Annotated in this window: 18 protein-coding genes; 11 read left to right on the top strand and 7 right to left on the bottom strand. The window is 33.2% G+C overall.

Annotation, left to right across the window (positions count from 1 at the left end; all coding sequences use genetic code 11):
* Positions 1 to 144: 144 nt before the first annotated feature.
* Positions 145 to 507: a DUF779 domain-containing protein gene (locus tag ACFFGL_RS06515; RefSeq protein WP_309730656.1), complete on the bottom strand. Its 363-nt coding sequence runs from the start codon at positions 505 to 507 to the stop codon at positions 145 to 147.
* Positions 507 to 2,030: an acetaldehyde dehydrogenase ExaC gene (gene exaC / locus ACFFGL_RS06520; RefSeq protein ID WP_309730654.1), complete on the bottom strand. Its 1,524-nt coding sequence runs from the start codon at positions 2,028 to 2,030 to the stop codon at positions 507 to 509. Before exaC ends, ACFFGL_RS06515 begins: the two co-directional genes overlap by 1 nt.
* Positions 2,031 to 2,149: 119 nt before the next feature.
* Between exaC and ACFFGL_RS06525 the strand changes: the two genes are divergently transcribed.
* Complete coding sequence (locus ACFFGL_RS06525) at positions 2,150 to 3,115, top strand: AraC family transcriptional regulator (protein ID WP_309730653.1); 966 nt, start codon at positions 2,150 to 2,152, stop codon at positions 3,113 to 3,115.
* Here the strand turns inward: ACFFGL_RS06525 and ACFFGL_RS06530 are convergent.
* Positions 3,108 to 3,389, bottom strand: a complete 282-nt coding sequence (locus ACFFGL_RS06530) for a hypothetical protein (protein ID WP_309730651.1) — start codon at positions 3,387 to 3,389, stop codon at positions 3,108 to 3,110. The genes ACFFGL_RS06525 and ACFFGL_RS06530 overlap by 8 nt on opposite strands.
* 141 nt (positions 3,390 to 3,530) lie before the next feature.
* Entirely contained in the window at positions 3,531 to 6,164 is a 2,634-nt protein-coding gene (locus tag ACFFGL_RS06535; RefSeq protein WP_309730649.1) for a valine--tRNA ligase, read from the bottom strand.
* Between the two features lie 132 nt (positions 6,165 to 6,296).
* Here ACFFGL_RS06535 and ACFFGL_RS06540 point away from each other — a divergent pair, with 132 nt between their 5' ends.
* The 3 genes from ACFFGL_RS06540 (at position 6,297) to murB (ending at position 9,039) form a co-directional block, all read left to right on the top strand.
* Positions 6,297 to 6,689 carry a DUF1573 domain-containing protein gene (locus ACFFGL_RS06540; protein WP_309730647.1) on the top strand — a complete coding sequence of 131 codons (393 nt, stop codon included), beginning with the start codon at positions 6,297 to 6,299 and terminating at the stop codon, positions 6,687 to 6,689.
* Between the two features lie 140 nt (positions 6,690 to 6,829).
* Positions 6,830 to 8,023 carry a pyridoxal phosphate-dependent aminotransferase gene (locus ACFFGL_RS06545; RefSeq protein WP_309730646.1) on the top strand — a complete coding sequence of 398 codons (1,194 nt, stop codon included), beginning with the start codon at positions 6,830 to 6,832 and terminating at the stop codon, positions 8,021 to 8,023.
* Positions 8,023 to 9,039 (top strand): UDP-N-acetylmuramate dehydrogenase, encoded by a 1,017-nt coding sequence (gene murB / locus ACFFGL_RS06550; protein ID WP_309730644.1) that lies wholly within the window; start codon positions 8,023 to 8,025, stop codon positions 9,037 to 9,039. Before ACFFGL_RS06545 ends, murB begins: the two co-directional genes overlap by 1 nt.
* A 60-nt stretch (positions 9,040 to 9,099) precedes the next feature.
* Here murB and ACFFGL_RS06555 read toward each other — a convergent pair whose 3' ends face one another.
* Positions 9,100 to 9,759, bottom strand: a complete 660-nt coding sequence (locus tag ACFFGL_RS06555; protein WP_309730642.1) for a fasciclin domain-containing protein — start codon at positions 9,757 to 9,759, stop codon at positions 9,100 to 9,102.
* A 154-nt stretch (positions 9,760 to 9,913) separates the two neighbouring features.
* Here ACFFGL_RS06555 and ACFFGL_RS06560 point away from each other — a divergent pair, with 154 nt between their 5' ends.
* The 5 genes from ACFFGL_RS06560 to ACFFGL_RS06580 all read left to right on the top strand — a co-directional run bounded on the left by ACFFGL_RS06560 (position 9,914) and on the right by ACFFGL_RS06580 (position 14,950).
* Positions 9,914 to 10,114, top strand: coding sequence for a membrane or secreted protein (locus tag ACFFGL_RS06560; RefSeq protein WP_309730641.1), 201 nt, complete (start codon positions 9,914 to 9,916; stop codon positions 10,112 to 10,114).
* Between the two features lie 38 nt (positions 10,115 to 10,152).
* On the top strand, positions 10,153 to 10,701 hold the full coding sequence (locus tag ACFFGL_RS06565; protein ID WP_309730639.1) for an RNA polymerase sigma factor: 549 nt from the start codon (positions 10,153 to 10,155) through the stop codon (positions 10,699 to 10,701).
* 102 nt (positions 10,702 to 10,803) lie between these two features.
* Complete coding sequence (gene lipA, locus ACFFGL_RS06570; protein ID WP_309730637.1) at positions 10,804 to 11,676, top strand: lipoyl synthase; 873 nt, start codon at positions 10,804 to 10,806, stop codon at positions 11,674 to 11,676.
* Between the two features lie 9 nt (positions 11,677 to 11,685).
* A complete protein-coding gene (gene gap / locus ACFFGL_RS06575; protein ID WP_309730635.1) occupies positions 11,686 to 12,693 on the top strand; it encodes a type I glyceraldehyde-3-phosphate dehydrogenase in 1,008 nt (335 codons plus the stop codon).
* 52 nt (positions 12,694 to 12,745) lie between these two features.
* Positions 12,746 to 14,950, top strand: coding sequence for an ATP-binding protein (locus ACFFGL_RS06580; protein WP_309730633.1), 2,205 nt, complete (start codon positions 12,746 to 12,748; stop codon positions 14,948 to 14,950).
* On the opposite strand, the gene lpxK is transcribed toward ACFFGL_RS06580, so the two are convergent.
* Entirely contained in the window at positions 14,928 to 15,932 is a 1,005-nt protein-coding gene (gene lpxK, locus ACFFGL_RS06585) for a tetraacyldisaccharide 4'-kinase (RefSeq protein WP_309730631.1), read from the bottom strand. The two genes, ACFFGL_RS06580 and lpxK, sit on opposite strands and share 23 nt — an antisense overlap.
* A gap of 116 nt (positions 15,933 to 16,048) precedes the next feature.
* Here lpxK and ACFFGL_RS06590 point away from each other — a divergent pair, with 116 nt between their 5' ends.
* On the top strand, positions 16,049 to 17,143 hold the full coding sequence (locus ACFFGL_RS06590) for a Nif3-like dinuclear metal center hexameric protein (protein ID WP_309730629.1): 1,095 nt from the start codon (positions 16,049 to 16,051) through the stop codon (positions 17,141 to 17,143).
* 2 nt (positions 17,144 to 17,145) lie between these two features.
* Entirely contained in the window at positions 17,146 to 17,925 is a 780-nt protein-coding gene (locus ACFFGL_RS06595) for a zinc ribbon domain-containing protein (RefSeq protein WP_309730628.1), read from the top strand.
* Between the two features lie 77 nt (positions 17,926 to 18,002).
* On the opposite strand, the gene ACFFGL_RS06600 is transcribed toward ACFFGL_RS06595, so the two are convergent.
* Positions 18,003 to 18,344: a CCC motif membrane protein gene (locus ACFFGL_RS06600; protein WP_309730626.1), complete on the bottom strand. Its 342-nt coding sequence runs from the start codon at positions 18,342 to 18,344 to the stop codon at positions 18,003 to 18,005.
* Positions 18,345 to 18,373: the final 29 nt, after the last annotated feature.

Raw genomic sequence — 18,373 nt, forward strand, 5'->3', positions numbered from 1 at the left:
CGTCACTAGATGAAGGGGGCTTTTTTTGTTTGAGTTACTCTGTTTTTAATAGAAGATTATATGGCACGACAATTGACCTTATTAGGATGAAATTGTATTTTCGATAATTGAACTTAAATCATATAAATTAATCTGTTTTATATTTTAGATGGATTTTAATTGTCTTTGTTCTTCTTCAGTATATAATCTGGATTTTATGATAAATCGTAGTCCTAGAGGAATTTCTAATGAAAAACTAGAATCTCTACCTTCTGTTATATCTACGGTAAGTTGTGTGTGTTTCCAATATTCAAATTGATCTTTAGAAATATAGAATTCACAATTAGCAATTTCACCGAGCAGAATATCTGAGTTATCTAACATTAAATCTCCTTTTGGGAAGCACATTGGAGAAGAGCCATCACAACAACCTCCACTTTGATGAAACATCAATTCGCCATGTTTCTCTTTAAGCTGTTGGATGACTTCTATTGCTCGTTCTGTGACTTTTACTCTAGGGATTTCCATTAAAAGAATCCTAATTTTTGTTTGTCATAAGAGATTAACATGTTTTTAGTTTGTCTATAGTGATCTAACATCATTTTATGGTTTTCTCTTCCAATTCCTGATTTTTTGTAACCTCCAAATGGTGCATGTGCTGGGTAATTATGATAACAGTTTACCCAAACACGTCCTGCTTTAATAGCTCTAGAAATTTGATAGGCTTGATGTGTGTCACGTGTCCAAACTCCAGCTCCAAGACCGTATAAAGTATCGTTTGCAATTTCAATAGCTTCTTTTTCATCTTTAAAAGTAGTTACACAAACCACAGGGCCAAAAATTTCTTCTTGGAATACTCTCATTTTATTGTTTCCTTTTAAGATAGTGGGTTTAATATAATAACCTCCATCGAGTCCTTCGTTGTAAGCAGCTTCACCACCAGCTAATACTTCACACCCCTCTTCTTTACCAATATTGATATAATTCAGGATTTTTTCATATTGATCGTTAGACGCTTGTGCTCCCATCATCGTATTTGGATCTAGCGGATGTCCTAGTTTTATGGCATTGGTACGTTTAATCACTCTTTCAATAAATTTTTCGTAGATGTTTTCTTGTATTAAAATTCTACTGGGACAAGTACAAACTTCACCTTGATTAAGTGCAAACATTACAGCACCTTCAATACATTTATCAAAATATTCATCGTCGGCATCCATAATACTTTCGAAGAAAACATTAGGTGATTTTCCTCCTAATTCTAAAGTTACCGGAATGATGTTTTTTGAAGCATATTGCATAATTAATTGTCCCGTAGTTGTTTCGCCAGTAAATGCAATTTTATTGATTCTTGGATTAGACGCTAAAGGTTTCCCGGCTTCGGCACCAAAACCGTTCACGATATTTAAAACCCCTGCAGGAAGAATATTTTCAATCATTTCCATTAAAACTAAAATTCCTACCGGTGTTTGTTCAGCAGGTTTTAGGACAACACAGTTTCCTGCGGCTAGTGCTGGAGCTATTTTCCATGCGGCCATTAAAATTGGAAAATTCCAAGGGATAATTTGCCCTACCACTCCAAGAGGTTCAGGTACGTTTAAAGAAACTGTATTTGAATCTAGTTCTGCAACAGATCCTTCTTCAGCTCTAATTACTCCGGCAAAATACCTAAAATGATCTACTGCCAATGGCATGTCGGCTGCCATAGTTTCCCTTACGGCCTTACCATTATCCCAAGTTTCTGCTCTGGCCAAAGCTTCTAAGTTATTTTCTATTACGTCAGCTATTTTTAATAGTAAATTACTACGATATGTTGCTGAAGAATTGTTCCATTCAGGGGCTGCTGCCCATGCTGCATCTAAAGCTTTTTCTATATCTTCTTCTGTGGATCTCGGAATTTTAGTAAAGCTTTTTCCATCTACAGGAGAGATGTTTTCAAAATATTCTCCTTTTGTAGGGGAAGTCCATTTACCGCCAATGAAGTTTTCATATTGATTTTTAAACTGAGGTTTTTTTATCTCTGTTTTTGATGTTGTAGCTGTATTGCTCATAATATTAAATTTTAGTTAGGTTTCTGATTATTAAAATTATGCAGATACTTTGGTTATATTTTGAACAATACTATTAATATGGTGAACAATACTATTAAAACTTATTAAACTCGTAAAATATGTATTATATTTATAGATATAACTTAATTTATGTGATTTATTGTTGTCATATTAATAATAGAATAATGCTTTCTAAAAGATTTTTTGAAAACCGAAGTTTACAGGATATGGTGGAAAACCAAACCACTTACACGATGAGTAATGCCGCAATGCATGTTTTTGAAACTCATAAAATGGCAGAGCATGTTCTGCTGCAATTTGACCAGCCGGTTTTGGCAAGTATGTTGGAAGGAAAAAAAATTATGCATTTAAAGGATAGTCAATCCTTTGATTTTTTACCGGGAGAGTCGTTAGTATTACCAGCTCAAGAAGTAATGCGCATTGATTTTCCTGAAGCGAAAGAAAAAAATCCTACTCGGTGTTTAGCGATGGCAATTTCTGAAGATAAGATTGAGGAAACACTTCATTTAATGAATGAGAAGCTACCTAAATTTGATAAGCGTGATTGGAGTTTGATGGATTATAATTTTCATTTTAGTAACGACAGAGAAATTTTTCAAATTATTCAGCGATTACTTTATCTGTTTACAGAAAATCATCCATCTAAAGATTTGTTTGTAGATAATATGTTACAAGAATTAGTAATTCGGGTTCTGCAAACCAATTCTAAAAAGGCTTATTTAGAGAATTCAAATAAATTTCATCAGAGCAGTAGATTGCGCTATGTTATTGAGTTTATTAGAAAAAATATTCATAAAAACCTTTGTATTGAAGATTTAAGCAATCAGGCTTATATGAGTGAATCTAATTTTTACAGAGTATTTAAAAATGAAATGGGAATCTCTCCTGTTGAATTTATTAATGAAGAACGAATTAAATTAGCTACTAAACTTTTAAAAGAAGAAGACCGAAAAATAAAAGATATTTATATGGAATGTGGTTTTGAGAGCAGGTCTTACTTTAACCGTGTTTTCAAAAAAATTAAAAAAGTGAGTCCGGGTAAATTTCAGGCAAGGTTTAATTAATTACTTTACCATTTTTACACAGTTCACATTTCCTTCGCCATCGTATTCCAAAATAGGATTTGCGGCATCGACGGTCTACAATGAAATTTCCTTTTTTGTCTAATAATTCTGCTTCCACTACCATTAAATGATCGATAAGTTTGAAAGGAATACGGAAAGTGTTTTCGTTAACAACTTCAGCATTAGGGAAAATAATTGGATCTAGCTTCAGCTCTTCTGCCTGAAGTCTAAAAAAGGAAAGTATAAATATGATGCCTAACCAAAGTTTTCCCATATCTAATAGACGTGGATAAATGAAAATTGTTACAGTTTAATTGGTCTTGAAGATAGCAAAAAACGTCTAGTTTTCACTAGACGTTTAGTTTTATGTTTGAAATTATTTACATCTCGACATGCTCAGTATGACTTTTTTCAATTACTGAAGGCTTGCTAAGCTTTGCTCAATGGCTTCAATCTTTGCTTCTGCATCGGCTTTCTTTTGTTTTTCCATCGCCACTACTTTTTCTGGAGCGTTGTTGACAAAACGTTCGTTAGAAAGTTTTTTCTCTACCGATTTTAAGAAACCTTGATTGTATTTTAATTCTTCTTGTAATTTTTCAATCTCTGCTTCTACATCAATTGTGCCTTTCATCGGAATAAAATATTCATTAGATTTTACACGATAAGAAAGTGCGTTTTCCTGTTGATCTTTTACGTAATTGATGGTGGAAATGTTGCCCAGTTTACCAATTACCGCATCGTAATCTTCTTTGAGGTTTTCATTATTAATTACACTTAGTTCAATCGTGTCTTTAAAAGAAATGTTCTTTTCTTTTCGAATGGTTCTAATGCCTGAAATTACTTCTTTTACCATTTCAAAATCACCGATAAATGATTTGTTGAAATCGGTTTGTTTTGGCCAAGATGAAATAATTAACGCATCTTCTTTACTTCTTTCGGTAATGTTTTGCCAGATTTCTTCGGTTAAGAAGGGCATAAATGGATGCAATATTTTTAAGTTATCTTCTAAAAGCGCAATCACTTCATTAAATGTTTGTGTATCGATTCCTTCACCATAAGGTGGTTTTACCATTTCTAATAACCAAGAACAGTAATCGTCCCAAATTAATTTATAAGTGGCCATTAAAGCATCAGAAATTCTATATTTAGAAAAATGATCTTCAATTTCTATCAATGTTTTTTGGAAGGTGTTTTTATACCATTCAATTGCAATTTTAGCCGATTGGGGTTGTGTTTTATTTTTATCTACTTCCCAACCTTTTACTAAACGGAAGGCATTCCAGATTTTATTACCAAAATTTTTCCCTTGTTGGCAAAGTGATTCGTCAAATAATAAATCATTTCCAGCAGCACTACTTAGCAACAAACCAACTCGAACTCCATCGGCACTAAAATCTTCAATCAGTTGAAGGGCATCTGGAGAATTCCCTAAAGATTTCGACATTTTGCGACGTTGTTTGTCACGTACCAATCCAGTTAGATAGACATTGTTGAATGGTTTCTTGCCGGTATATTCATATCCTGCAATAATCATTCTAGCCACCCAGAAAAATAAAATATCGGGACCGGTTACTAAATCGTTCGTCGGGTAGTAGTACTTAAACTCTTCATTATCAGGATGATTTATTCCGTCAAAAACACTCATTGGCCATAACCAAGAAGAGAACCAAGTGTCTAACGCGTCGTCATCTTGTCTTAAATCTTTGACAGAAAGATTATCTTTCCCGGTTTTTTGAATAGCTAATTGTAACGCATCTTCTCGAGTTTCAGCGACTACAAAATCTTCTTTTCCGTTTCCGTAGTAATACGCGGGAATGCGATGACCCCACCAAAGTTGGCGTGAAATATTCCAGTCTCGAATGTTGTTCATCCAATGGCTGTAAGTGTTTTTAAACTTATCTGGGAAAAGTTTTACCTCTTTAGTTTCTAAAACCGCTTTAATGGCTGGTTTCGCTAGTTCTTCCATCTTCAAGAACCATTGGTCAGACATTTTAGGTTCAATAACTGCTTTGGTTCTTTCTGAAGTTCCTACTTTATGCGTATGCTGTTCGGTTTTAATTAAAAATCCTTTTTCTTCTAGTTCTTTAACAAACTCTTTTCGTACCTGAAAACGATCTTTCCCCTGATAATGGAGTCCGTATTCATTTAAAGAAGCATCATCATTAAAAATATCGATGACTTCTAGGTTATGTTTTTCACCTAAATTTTTATCGTTCTCATCGTGAGCTGGCGTAACTTTTAAACAACCGGTACCAAATTCAAGATCAACATATTCATCTTCAATAATCGGAATGACGCGATTTACAACTGGAACAATAGCTTTTTTCCCTTTTAAATGAGTAAAACGCTCATCATTCGGATTGATACAAATCGCGCTATCACCAAAAATAGTTTCAGGTCGGGTAGTAGCGATGGTTAGAGTATCGTCACTACCTTCAATTTTATAATTGATGTAATATAAATTCCCTTGCTTTTCTTCATAAATAACCTCTTCATCAGAAAGTGTGGTTTTGGCTTCGGGATCCCAATTTACCATTCGGTAACCACGATAAATTAAGCCTTTATTATATAAATCTACAAAGGATTTGATTACTGAAGAGTATAATTTTTCATCTAAGGTGAATTTTGTTCTATCCCAATCGCAAGAGGCTCCAAGTTTTTTCAACTGATTTAAAATTACCCCTCCGTAATTTTCAGTCCATTCCCATGCGTGTTTCATAAACTCTTCACGATAGATGGTATTTTTATCAATTCCTTCAGCTTTTAATTTTGCTACAACTTTCGCTTCAGTAGCAATAGAGGCGTGATCGGTTCCCGGTACCCAGCAAGCATTATAGCCTTGCAAACGAGCCCTTCTAATTAACACGTCTTGAATGGTATTGTTCAACATATGGCCCATATGTAAAACCCCGGTTACGTTTGGTGGCGGAATTACGATGGTATATGGCTCTTTTTCATTTACTTCAGAATGAAAATATTTATTTTGCATCCAGTAGTCGTACCACTTTTCCTCAATCTCTTTTGCATTATATTTTGCAGCAATCGCCATCTTTGGTCTAATTTTTGGTTTTAAGTAAGCAAAAGTACTTATATAAAGATTATTTTGAAAGTGTTCAATTTATTAATATCAATATTTTGATAAATGATTTTTATTATTAATTTAGTACCTAAATCTAATATTATGAAAAATTTAATGATGGTTACAATTCTTTTCTTTGTAGGAATTGCAACTTATGCACAAGCAAAAATAAAATTCGATTCTGATGTAGTTGATTACGGAAATATCGAATATGGTAGCGATGGCGTGCGTACGTTTACATTTACCAACACCGGTGACAAACCACTAATAATTAAGGATGTAAAATCTACTTGTGGTTGTACTGTTCCCAAAAAACCTGAAGGAGAGATTGCACCGGGTAAAACAGGAGAAATTCAGGTAAAATATGATACTAAACGTCCGGGGCCGATTAGAAAAACAGTTACTGTTTATTCTAATGCAGATACACCTACCGTTCCTTTAAAGATTAAAGGTTATATAAATAAAAAAGACGATAAAAGTGTTTTAGAGCAATAGTCACATAAAAAAAATATAATTTTGAAAAATGCCTTCAAATTTTTTTGAGGGCATTTTTATTTAATATCGTTTTTATCTTTTCATAATTTATAGCTGAATTCTTCTAATAATTTTGCAAATTTGCCAACAAAAATAAAGTTATGCCTGCGATTTCCACAAAAGGTCTGGCAATGCCGGAATCTCCTATTAGAAAATTAGTTCCTTATGCTGAAGCTGCAACAAAAAAAGGAAAGAATATATATTATTTAAATATCGGTCAGCCTGATATTAAAACCCCGAAAGTCGCTTTAGATGCGGTTAAAAACAATACGTTAGAAATTGTTTCGTATAGTCACTCAGCTGGTTTTGAATCCTATAGAAAAAAATTAGCTAATTATTATCAACAACGCGGAATTCCTGTGAATGCTGATGATATTATTGTCACTACCGGTGGTTCCGAAGCTTTATTGTTTACCATGGGAAGTATAACTGATCCTGGTGATGAAGTGATTATTCCTGAACCTTTTTATGCAAATTATAATGGTTTTGCCACGGCTTCAGGGGTGAAAGTTGTTCCTGTAAAAGCTTCTATTGAAAATAGTTTTGCATTACCTCCTGTAGCTGAATTTGAAAAATTAATTTCTTCAAAAACCCGTGCAATCGTAATTTGTAATCCCGGAAATCCTACAGGATATTTGTATACGAAAGAAGAGATGGATGAACTTTCAGCCTTGGCTAAGAAACATGATTTATTTTTAGTTGCCGATGAAGTTTACCGCGAATTTGCTTATGAAGGAGCTACGCATCATTCGGTAATGAGTCAGAAAGGTTTGGAAGAAAATGCGATTATGATAGATTCGGTTTCTAAGCGTTACAGTATGTGTGGAGCTAGAATTGGTTGTGTAGTTTCAAAAAATAAAGAATTTATAAGTACTGCTTTAAAATTTGCTCAAGCAAGATTAAGTCCGCCAACATTCGCGCAAATTGCAAGTGAAGCAGCGCTCGAAACACCACAGTCCTATTTTGACGATGTAATTAATGAATATGTAGATCGAAGAAATACCTTAATTGAAGCGCTAGAAAAAATCCCGGGAGTTCGTGTAGCGAAACCAAAAGGAGCCTTTTATTGCATTGTTGAATTACCGGTGGAAAATGCTGATGATTTTGCAAAATGGCTTTTAGAAGATTTCGATTATAATAATGAAACGGTAATGATTGCGCCGGCTGCGGGATTCTATTCTACGCCAAATACCGGTTTAAATCAAGTTCGAATAGCTTACGTTTTGCAGAAAGAAAATTTAATAAAAGCTGTTCAGATTTTAGAGGAAGCTTTAAAAGTTTACCAAAATAATTAATGAAGGTTTTTCGAAATTATTCGCTTCAGCAATACAATACGTTTGGTCTTGATATCGAGGCCAAACAGTTTGTAAGTATTGAAAATGAAGACGATTTAATTCAAGCTTTACAACAAGTTTATGCTTCAGAAATTCTTATTCTCGGTGGCGGAAGTAATATGTTGCTTACTGAAAATCTAGAAAAAACAGTACTTCACGTTAATTTAAAAGGAAAAAAAATTATTCGTGAAACTGAAAATGAAGTTTTTGTTGAAGTTTGCGCCGGTGAAAATTGGCACGAATTTGTACTTTGGTGCATTCAGCATAATTATGGTGGAATCGAAAATTTAGCGCTAATTCCCGGAAATGTGGGAACTTCGCCTATTCAGAATATTGGCGCTTATGGGGTTGAACTAAAAGATACGTTTGTAGAATGTGAAGCAATTCATATTCAGAGTTTAGAACACAGAGTTTTTACGAAAGCCGAATGTGAATTTGGTTACCGAAATTCTATTTTCAAGAATAAGGTGAAAGGTCAATATATTATTACAAAAGTTACTTTCGCTTTAACCAAAAATAAGCACAAATTAAAAACTTCGTACGGCGCGATTCTTAGCAAATTAGATGAAAAAAATATTGCTAATCCTACGATAAAAGATGTTGCTGAAGCAGTTATTTCAATTCGGCAGGAGAAATTACCTAATCCTGCAGAGTTAGGAAATAGTGGGAGTTTTTTTAAAAATCCGATTATCAGTAAAGATTTATTTTCAGCTATTCAAGAGAAGTTTCCTGAAATTCCTTCTTATAAAATAGACGAAGATTCCATAAAAATTCCTGCCGGTTGGTTAATTGAAGAAACCGGTTATAAAGGTTTTCGAAAAGGCGATGCCGGCGTTCATAAAAAACAAGCCTTAGTTTTAGTAAATTATGGAAATGCTACCGGTGAAGAAATTTTAGCACTGGCTGAAGAAATTCAGCATGCGGTTAAAGAGAAATTTGGAATTTCGTTAGAAACTGAAGTGAATATTATTTCATAAAAAAAGCAGTACTTAAAAATAGTACTGCTTTTTCATTACTTAACTTAAACAAACTTCAATTTATTTTCTCATCAATACAGAATTGATAGAATGAATAACTCCATTCGATCCATTCATATCTGCAGCCACAACCGTTGCTTTTTTACCTCTTCCGTCAGTTAAAATTACATTTCCAGAATTATCAACAGTTGCCATAAGTTTTCCGTCATTAGCGGTTACTAATTCATATTCGTTATCCTTATTAGATTTAATAAGTTCTTTTAATTTCATAGCAGTTACGTTACCAGGTATGATATGGTAACTTAACACAGCCTCTAATTTTTCTTTATTTTCAGGCTTCATTAATTCTTCAACGGTTCCTTTAGGTAACTCGTTAAAAGCACTATTAGTTGGAGCAAAAATTGTGTAAGGACCTTCAGTTTCTAATTTTGTAACCATTCCTGCACCTTGTATTGCAGAAACTAATGTGCTGTGATCTTGAGAAGCCATAGCAACTTGCGCTAAATTCATTTCGTTTTCATTAGCGTCAGCATCCATTTCATTTTCATAATCAGCATCATTTTCAGCGTCCATTTCGTCCATATCATCCATTTCTGCTGTTTCGTCGTTCATTTCCATATCATCGGCATCGTCCATATCATCTTTTTTATTTTCGTCTTTACACGCAGTAAAAGCGAACATAGACAATGCACCGATTAACAATAAATTCTTAATTTTCATAATATTAATTTTTAGTTGATTTGAACCGCTAATATAAAGTGAATGTTGGCTGGTAGTATACCGTATTAGCCTAAATTTTAGTTAAATAGTGTAAACAAACTATTAATTATCGACTCAGTTTTTGAGTGAACCAGAATAATTGTATTTTTGCAGTATGAAACTTCTTATTTTATCTATAGTACTTTTAGGATTGGCGTTTGCCGGAATTGCCATTAAAATTTGGGCAAAAAAAGATGGTAAATTTGCGGGAACTTGTGCTAGCCAAAATCCTTATTTAAATAAATCTGGAGAACCTTGCAGTTTTTGCGGAAAAATGCCCGATGAAAAGTGTGAAAATCCAGAGAAAGCAAAGTGATTTTTTCCTAATTACTTGCTAGCTTTAATAGTTTTTCTATGAATTCTACCGAACTAGATGTTCAAATTCAAGAAGCAAAAAAAGGAAGTCAGTTGGCTTTCAAATATTTGCTAGATAAATATTGGAGTCTGGTTTATAATTTTCAACTTAAAAGAACGCAAAATGAATATGAAGCGGAAGAAGTTACTGTACAAACTTTTTCTAAAGCCTTCGATAAAATAAATAATTTTAATCCGGAATATAAATTTAGTACCTGGCTTATTTCAATTTCGAAAAATGTTCACGTAGATTTACTACGAATTAAAACTATAGATACTACCCGTGTAGATAAAGTTGCTGAAAAAAACATAGCAGACGAAACTCCTACTGCAGAAGATAGCTTAATAATTGAACAGAATCTAGCCAAATTACTAAGTTTAATTAAATACCTAAAGCCACATTATCAAGAAATTATTCATTTGCGTTTTTTTCAGGAATTAAGTTACAAAGCAATAGCTGAAACGATAGATGAACCTATCAATAACGTAAAAGTAAAATTACTTCGAGCCAAAAAATTATTAGCTGAAATCATTAAAGAAAATGAATAGCAGAAAGCTATTTTTGCATCTAAATTTTCTATAGAATTCCATCAGTCAATTTTCAGTCATCATTGTCAAATTTCATATCTTTGAACATTAGAAAGCAATAATATGGCTACAGAAACCTTAACCGCACCAGAACATAAAAAGAAACCGAAATGGCTTCGGGTGAAACTTCCTACAGGAAAAAAGTACACCAATTTACGTAAACTGGTAGATAAATATGATTTGCATACAATTTGTACTTCAGGAAGTTGCCCAAATATGGGTGAATGTTGGAGTGAAGGAACCGCGACATTTATGATTCTCGGTAATGTTTGTACACGATCTTGCGGTTTTTGTGGTGTAAAAACAGGAAGACCCGATACGTTAGATTGGGATGAACCTGAAAAAGTTGCCCGCTCTATCAAATTAATGGATATTAAACACGCGGTAGTTACAAGTGTAGATCGTGACGATTTAAAAGATATGGGTTCTATTATTTGGGCGGAAACCGTAAAAGCGATTCGACGAATGAATCCGAATACAACGTTAGAAACGCTAATTCCAGATTTTCAAGGTGTTGAGCGAAATATCGACCGAATTGTAGAAGTAAGCCCAGAAGTGGTTTCGCATAATATGGAAACCGTGAAAAGACTTACGCGAGAGGTTAGAATTCAAGCAAAATACGATAGAAGTTTAGCCGTGCTAGATTATTTAAAGAAGCAAGGAATAAACCGAACAAAATCTGGAATTATGCTCGGTTTAGGAGAAAAAGAAGAAGAGGTAATTCAAACTTTACACGATTTAAGATCGGTAGACGTAGATGTCGTAACCATCGGTCAATATTTACAACCTAGTAAAAAACACCTTCCGGTTCAACAATTTATTACGCCAGATCAATTTAAAAAATATGAAGAAATCGGACTCGATTTAGGGTTTAGACACGTTGAAAGTAGCGCGTTGGTAAGATCTTCTTATAAAGCGCAAAAACATATCAACTAATTATCTCTTATGAAAACTAAAATAAGAGTTGCCATAAATGGGTTTGGTAGAATAGGAAGAAGTTTATTTCGATTATTGCTGAATCATGAATCTATTGAAGTGGTTTGCATAAACGATTTAGCAAATGCTGAAACGCTTTCTCATCTTCTAAAATATGATAGTATTCACGGAGTTTTAAATGAAGAGGTTAGTTTTGCTGAAAACTACATTATTGTAAATCAGAAAAAGTATCCGCTTACCAATCAAACTAAAATCGAAAATATTTCTTGGAAAAAGTGGAATGTAGATATTGTTGTTGAAAGTACCGGGAAATTTAAAACAAAATCAATTTTAGAAAACCATATTTCTGGAGGAGCGAAAAAAGTTATTTTAGGTGCGCCACCGGCTGATGATGATATAAAAACTATTGTTATAGGTGTAAATGACGATATTTTAGATGGTTCAGAAACTATTGTATCGAATGCTTCTTGTACGACCAATAACGCTGCGCCAATGTTAGCATTGGTTCACGAAGCTTTTCAAGTAGAACAAGCTTATATAACTACGGTGCATTCTTATACTTCAGATCAAAGTTTGCATGATAAACCGCATCGCGATTTACGTCGAGCAAGAGCAGCTGCACAATCTATAATTCCTACAACTACGGGAGCTGCAAAAGCACTCACAAAAATTTTTCCTGAATTAAGTAATGTAATTGGCGGTTGCGGAATTCGGGTTCCCGTGCCAAATGGTTCGCTTACCGATATGACCTTAAATGTGAAAAAAAATACTTCTATTGAAGAAATTAATTCGCTTTTTAAAAAAGCTTCCGAAGAGAAATTTAAAGGAATTATAGAATATACCGAAAGTCCAATTGTATCGGTTGATATTTTGGGAAATTCTCACTCGTGTGTTTTCGATGCACAAATGACTTCGGTTATTGATAAACACTTAGTTAAATTAATAGGCTGGTATGATAATGAACGAGGTTACAGCCATAGAATAATCGATCTTATTTCTATGCTTTATCCTAATTAATTATTTATATTTACAGCTTATCGGCTGGGATAAGAGATTCATGAGAAAAAAAATGTTAATTTTTTTAGTATTCTTCTGTAGTGCTATGTATAGTATTGCGCAAGAATGTAGTCTCGATGAATCTGCTCCAGAAGCTGAATTGTTAAAAAAAACGATTAGCAGTTCGGTTCAAAAAGAAGGCTACAAAAATATTTCTTATACCTTAGAAGGTCTTTATCAGGCCCTTAAAATTGCTAGAAGTCAAAACAATACTCAAAATATAGGAATTGTAAATTTCTATTTAGCAAAAACTTACTTTAAATTAGAAAATTATAATGATGCTGAAGAACACGTGAGTTCAGCTATTTCTAATTTAGAAAAAACAAACCCTTCACAGTGTTTATATCTTTCTTATTTATTGTATGCGCAACTGAATTTAAAATACGAGAATTTCAACGAGACCGATCGTTATATTTTAAAAGCTGATAGTCTACCGATAAAAATAACTTTAGAAGTTAAAGCTTTAAAATATAAAATTCAAGGCGAAAAATTAATTCAGCAGGAAAACTTCACCGAAGCAATTGTTTATTTTAAGCAAGCGGAAGAAATTTTTCGGAAAAATGATAATCAAACTGAATTAGCTGAAAATTACTATAATATAGGTTCTGCACTCCTTCAATTAAAAGATTATGAGAGCGCCTTAACCAATGCAGAAAAAGCTTTGGTTATTGCTAAAAATCAGCAATTAGATATACTGGCTATTAAAATTTTAGAATTATTCAGCGAAATTTATAGTGCTTCAAACGAACCAATTTTAGCTTTTGAGTATGCTTCAAAAAGTAGTCAGTACAAAGATTCGTTACTAAATTTTAGTAATAGAATGATTAGCAATGAAATTGCAAAACGAAAAACAAATTCATCGCAAGACACGATTTCAAAATTATCAATGACAAATTCTGAACAAGAAAAATCGCTTAAATTCAATCAGTTAGCAATTGTGTTGAGTGTTTTGTTAATTACCATTCTTTCGTTACTTACATTATCACTTTATAAAAACAATAATTTACGAGCAAAAGCAAATACGCTTCTTCAGAAAAAAAATAAAGAATTGGTAAAAGCCAAAGAAAAAGCTGAAGCCGCTACAAAAGCTAGAGAACAATTTTTGTCTACAATTACGCATGAATTGCGAACGCCCATTTACGCGATTACCGGTTTAACTTATTTATTAATAAAAGAAGACCCTACCGACGCGCAAAAAGAGCATTTAAACTCCTTAAAATATTCCGGGGAGCATTTACTTTCGTTAATTAATAACATTTTAGATTTAAATAAGTTAGAAGCTAATAAAGTTAGAAAAGTAAGTACAGATTTCCATTTGAAATCTCACATGAAAAACTTTTTAAATACGCTTCGAAAACCTGCTGAAGATAAAAATGTATTGCTCCATTTAGAGATGGATGAAAAAATTCCTGTAAAACTAAATGGCGATATGCTGAAAGTTTCCCAAGTCTTAATCAACTTGGTTGGAAACTCTATAAAATTTGCTGAAAACGGAGAGGTTTGGATTCGTTTGCAATTGGTAAAAGAGAGCGATAAAAAAGTAACTATTCGTTTTGAAATTGAAGATAACGGCGTAGGAATTCCAAAGCGAAAGCAAAAATCTATTTTCCAAAAATTCGATCAAGGTCCCGATGAAATAAACGTAAAATATGGTGGAACCGGGCTCGGTTTACCTATTGTGAAAAACCTGCTTTTATTCCTCGGAAGTGATATTCATCTGGAAAGTGAAGAAGGAAAAGGATCGTTATTTTATTTTGAATTAGAATTTGAAAAAGTTTTGGAAAAAACCAATAAGGACTTAAAGATTAAAAAAGTTTCGCAAGAAGAACAGACCAATTTATTCCGCGGGAAACGAATTTTAGTAGTCGAGGATAATAAACTGAATCAAAAAATCACTAAAAAAATTCTGGAACGTTGCGAAATGGATATCGATCTCGCCGATAACGGAAAAGTTGCCGTAGAAAAAGCGCTTAAAACTTCTTATGATGTTATTTTAATGGATATTCATATGCCGATTATGGACGGAATTAAAGCCACAGAAACCATTAGAAAACACGACAGTTCTACACCAATTATTGCGTTAACCGCGGTAAGCATTAATGAAGGTGTTGAAGAATTTTTAGAACATGGTTTTACTGAAATTATTCCGAAACCTTATAAAACAGAACTCTTTTTTGAAAAAATATACAAAGTCCTTAAAATTCGTTCACAAAAGTAGTTAGCTGCTTATTGAGTTTTTCTCCATCTTGTAAAAAAGCGGTTTTTATAGGAATGTAAAATAATTTTTCCTTTGGAATGCTACCTTTTAACCGCATAAAATCTTTTTCAGTAGTAAGAATTTTTTCAACTTTCGAAAGTCTTTCGATTTCTTGAGCGTTAAAATTATGATGGTCGGGAAAAGCTAAATGATTAAATTTTAATTCTTTTTTCTTTAAAAAATCAACTAAAGGTTTTGGGTTGGCAATTCCTGTTATAAGCGTAAACTCTTGAAAATTTTCTAACGGAATTCTATCGTTTTCATTATAAACATGCTTATCGTAAACAATTCTTGAGAAATAGATTTTTTGCTTTGTATCTAATTTTAATTGCTCTTTGATTTTGTTTTGTTGGTTCGCCGATAAATTTTCCGGACATTTCGTAACAATTATAATTTGCGCTCGTTTTGCACCAGCTTTTGGTTCGCGCAAATTTCCTGTTGGCAACATAAAGTCGTTGCAAAATAAATTTCCGTAGGAAGTCAATAAAATATTTAATCCTGCTTCAACTTTTCTATGCTGAAACGCGTCGTCCAATAAAATTACTTCAGGAGGTTTTGGTAAATCACGTAAACCCCTAATTCCCGCTTGTCTATTTTCATGAACGGCAACTTCTATAGCGGGAAATTTCCGTTTAAATTGTAGCGGTTCGTCGCCGGTTAACGTAGCTTTTTCGTTTCCTTTCAGTACATAAAAACCGCTCGACGTCCGTTTATAACCGCGACTTAGGTTTGCAATTCTAAAATCATCTTTCAATAATTCAATTAAATATTCAATCATTGGTGATTTTCCGGTTCCGCCAACACTTAAATTTCCTACACAAATCACTGGGAAATCGTAGTTTTTAGAAGATTTTATGTTCCAATCGTAAAGTTTATTCCGAAACCAAACTAAACTTCCGTAGAGAATTGAAAAGGGAAATAATAATTTTCTGAGTAATTGCATAAGCACAAAAGTAAAGTTTTCAAGCTAAATCTTCAGCTATATTTTTAGTTTCAGTTTTCCTGAAATCAGATTTTATTTTCATGCGATAAAAATTATCTTTACCTAAAATAAAAAGAATGCAAGTAAGAGAAGTAATTTCGGCATTAGAAAATTGGGCGCCTCTACAATATGCCGAAGATTTTGATAATGTAGGTTTATTAGTGGGAAATCGAGCCGAAGAAGTAAGCGGAATTTTAATTACGCTCGACACGTTAGAAAATGTTGTTGAGGAAGCGATTGAGAAAAATTGCAACATGATTGTGAGTTTTCACCCCATTATTTTTGGCGGTTTAAAAAAACTAACGGGAAATTCGTACGTCGAGCGTGTGGTTATAAAAGCAATTCAGCATAATATCGCGATTTATGCAATGCATACCGCGTTAGACAATCATCACCAAGGCGTAAATAATATGATTTGCGACCAATTAAATTTAAAAAATCGAAAAATTCTGGTTCCGCAAGAAAATACCATAAAAAAATTGGTAACCTATATTCCAAAAAAAGATGCTGAAAAAGTTCGTGAAGCTTTGTTTGAAGTCGGCGCGGGAAGTATCGGTAATTACGATCATTGCAGTTTTAATTTGGAAGGTTTAGGAAGTTTTAACCCCAATCAAGAATCAAATCCAACAATCGGTAAAAAAGGCGAAACCCATTTTGAAGAAGAAGTACAATTAAATATTACGTTTCCGAAACATCTTCAATCCAAAGTATTGCAAACTTTACAAGAAAAACATCCGTATGAAGAAGTTGCTTTTGAGGTAACAAGTTTAGAAAATAAAAATCAGCAAATCGGTATTGGGATGTTAGGTGAACTTTCTAAACAAAAAGAAGAAGCTGAATTTATTAAAGAAGTAAAAGAAATTTTTAACTGCGGAATTATTCGGCATTCTCAACTTCGCGATAAACCCATAAAAAAAGTAGCAGTTCTTGGCGGAAGCGGAGCCTTTGCTATTGGTGCTGCCAAAGCCAAAAAAGCCGATATTTATTTAACCGCAGATTTAAAATATCACGACTTTTATAAAGCTGAAGGGAAACTAATTTTAGCCGATATTGGACATTATGAAAGCGAACAATACACAAAAGATTTAATACATTCTTATCTTACAAAAAAATTCCCTAATTTTGCAGTCGTTTTATCACAAAAAAATACCAATCCAATTCAATATAGTTGATTATGGCAAAGAAAAAAGAGGTTACCGTTGAAGAAAAGCTAAGGGCATTATTCGATTTACAATTAATAGACGCGCGCATCGATGAAATTAGAAATGTACGCGGTGAATTGCCTTTAGAGGTTGAAGATCTTGAAGATGAGGTGGCTGGATTGAATACGCGTTTAGAGAAATTAAATTCAGATTTAGAAACCATAGATCATAAAATTAAGGAGAAGAAAAACCTTATTGAAGAATCTAAAGGCTTAATGAAAAAATATGCCGAGCAACAAAAAAACGTTCGGAATAATCGTGAATTTAACGCACTTTCTAAAGAAGTTGAGTTTCAAGAATTAGAAATTGAACTTGCTGAAAAGCATATTAATGAATTTTATGCGCAGATTGAACAGAAAAAAGCGGTAATCGAACAAACGCAAGAACGTGTAAAAGAACGTCAGAACCATTTAGATCACAAACGTAACGAACTGAATGAGATTTTAAGCGAAACCGAAAAAGAAGAAGAAGCGTTAATTAAAAAATCTGACGACTACAAGAAGCAAATCGAAGAGCGTTTGGTAAAAGCTTACCAACGTATTCGTGATAATGTGAAAAATGGTTTAGCTGTTGTGCCAATTGAGCGTGGAGCTTCAGGAGGTTCTTTCTTCACTATTCCGCCGCAAATTCAAATGGAAATTGCTGGTAGAAAAAAAATTATTACCGATGAGCACAGTGGTAGAATTTTAGTTGATCAAGAATTAGCACAAGAAGAAAAGGAAAAAATGGAAGCAATGTTTAAAAAAATGTAAACTTCCCTCTTTATAGTTTGTAAAAAAAGCTCTTCAATTTTGAAGAGCTTTTTTATTGAAGTTAATTATTCAGCAACTTAATCAATTTGTTGTTGCTCATATTGTTGGCTGTATTCCTCCATCATTCGTTGGAATTCTTCCATACTTCCTGCATAAATAAATATTCCTATTATCATTAATGCAGTAAGAATAGATAGAATTAAACCGATTATTGCAATTATGCGAGCGGTTTTAACTTGTGAGTAATTGTCGTAAATCTCAGGAGTTTCAGTAAATTTCTTTTTATCCTTATTTGCCAAATACAATGAGATTCCAGAAAGTAAAATTCCTCCGATTCCCCACGTAAAGCAACAAGCGATAAAAGAAACAATTCCTAAAATTAAAGAAATGGTAGCATTGGGTAATTTTTGTTTTTCCATAAGTGAATAAAATTGGTTTTAAAGTAAAG

Source organism: Mesonia maritima, from assembly GCF_042433895.1.
Taxonomy (GTDB): Bacteria; Bacteroidota; Bacteroidia; order Flavobacteriales; family Flavobacteriaceae; genus Mesonia; species Mesonia maritima.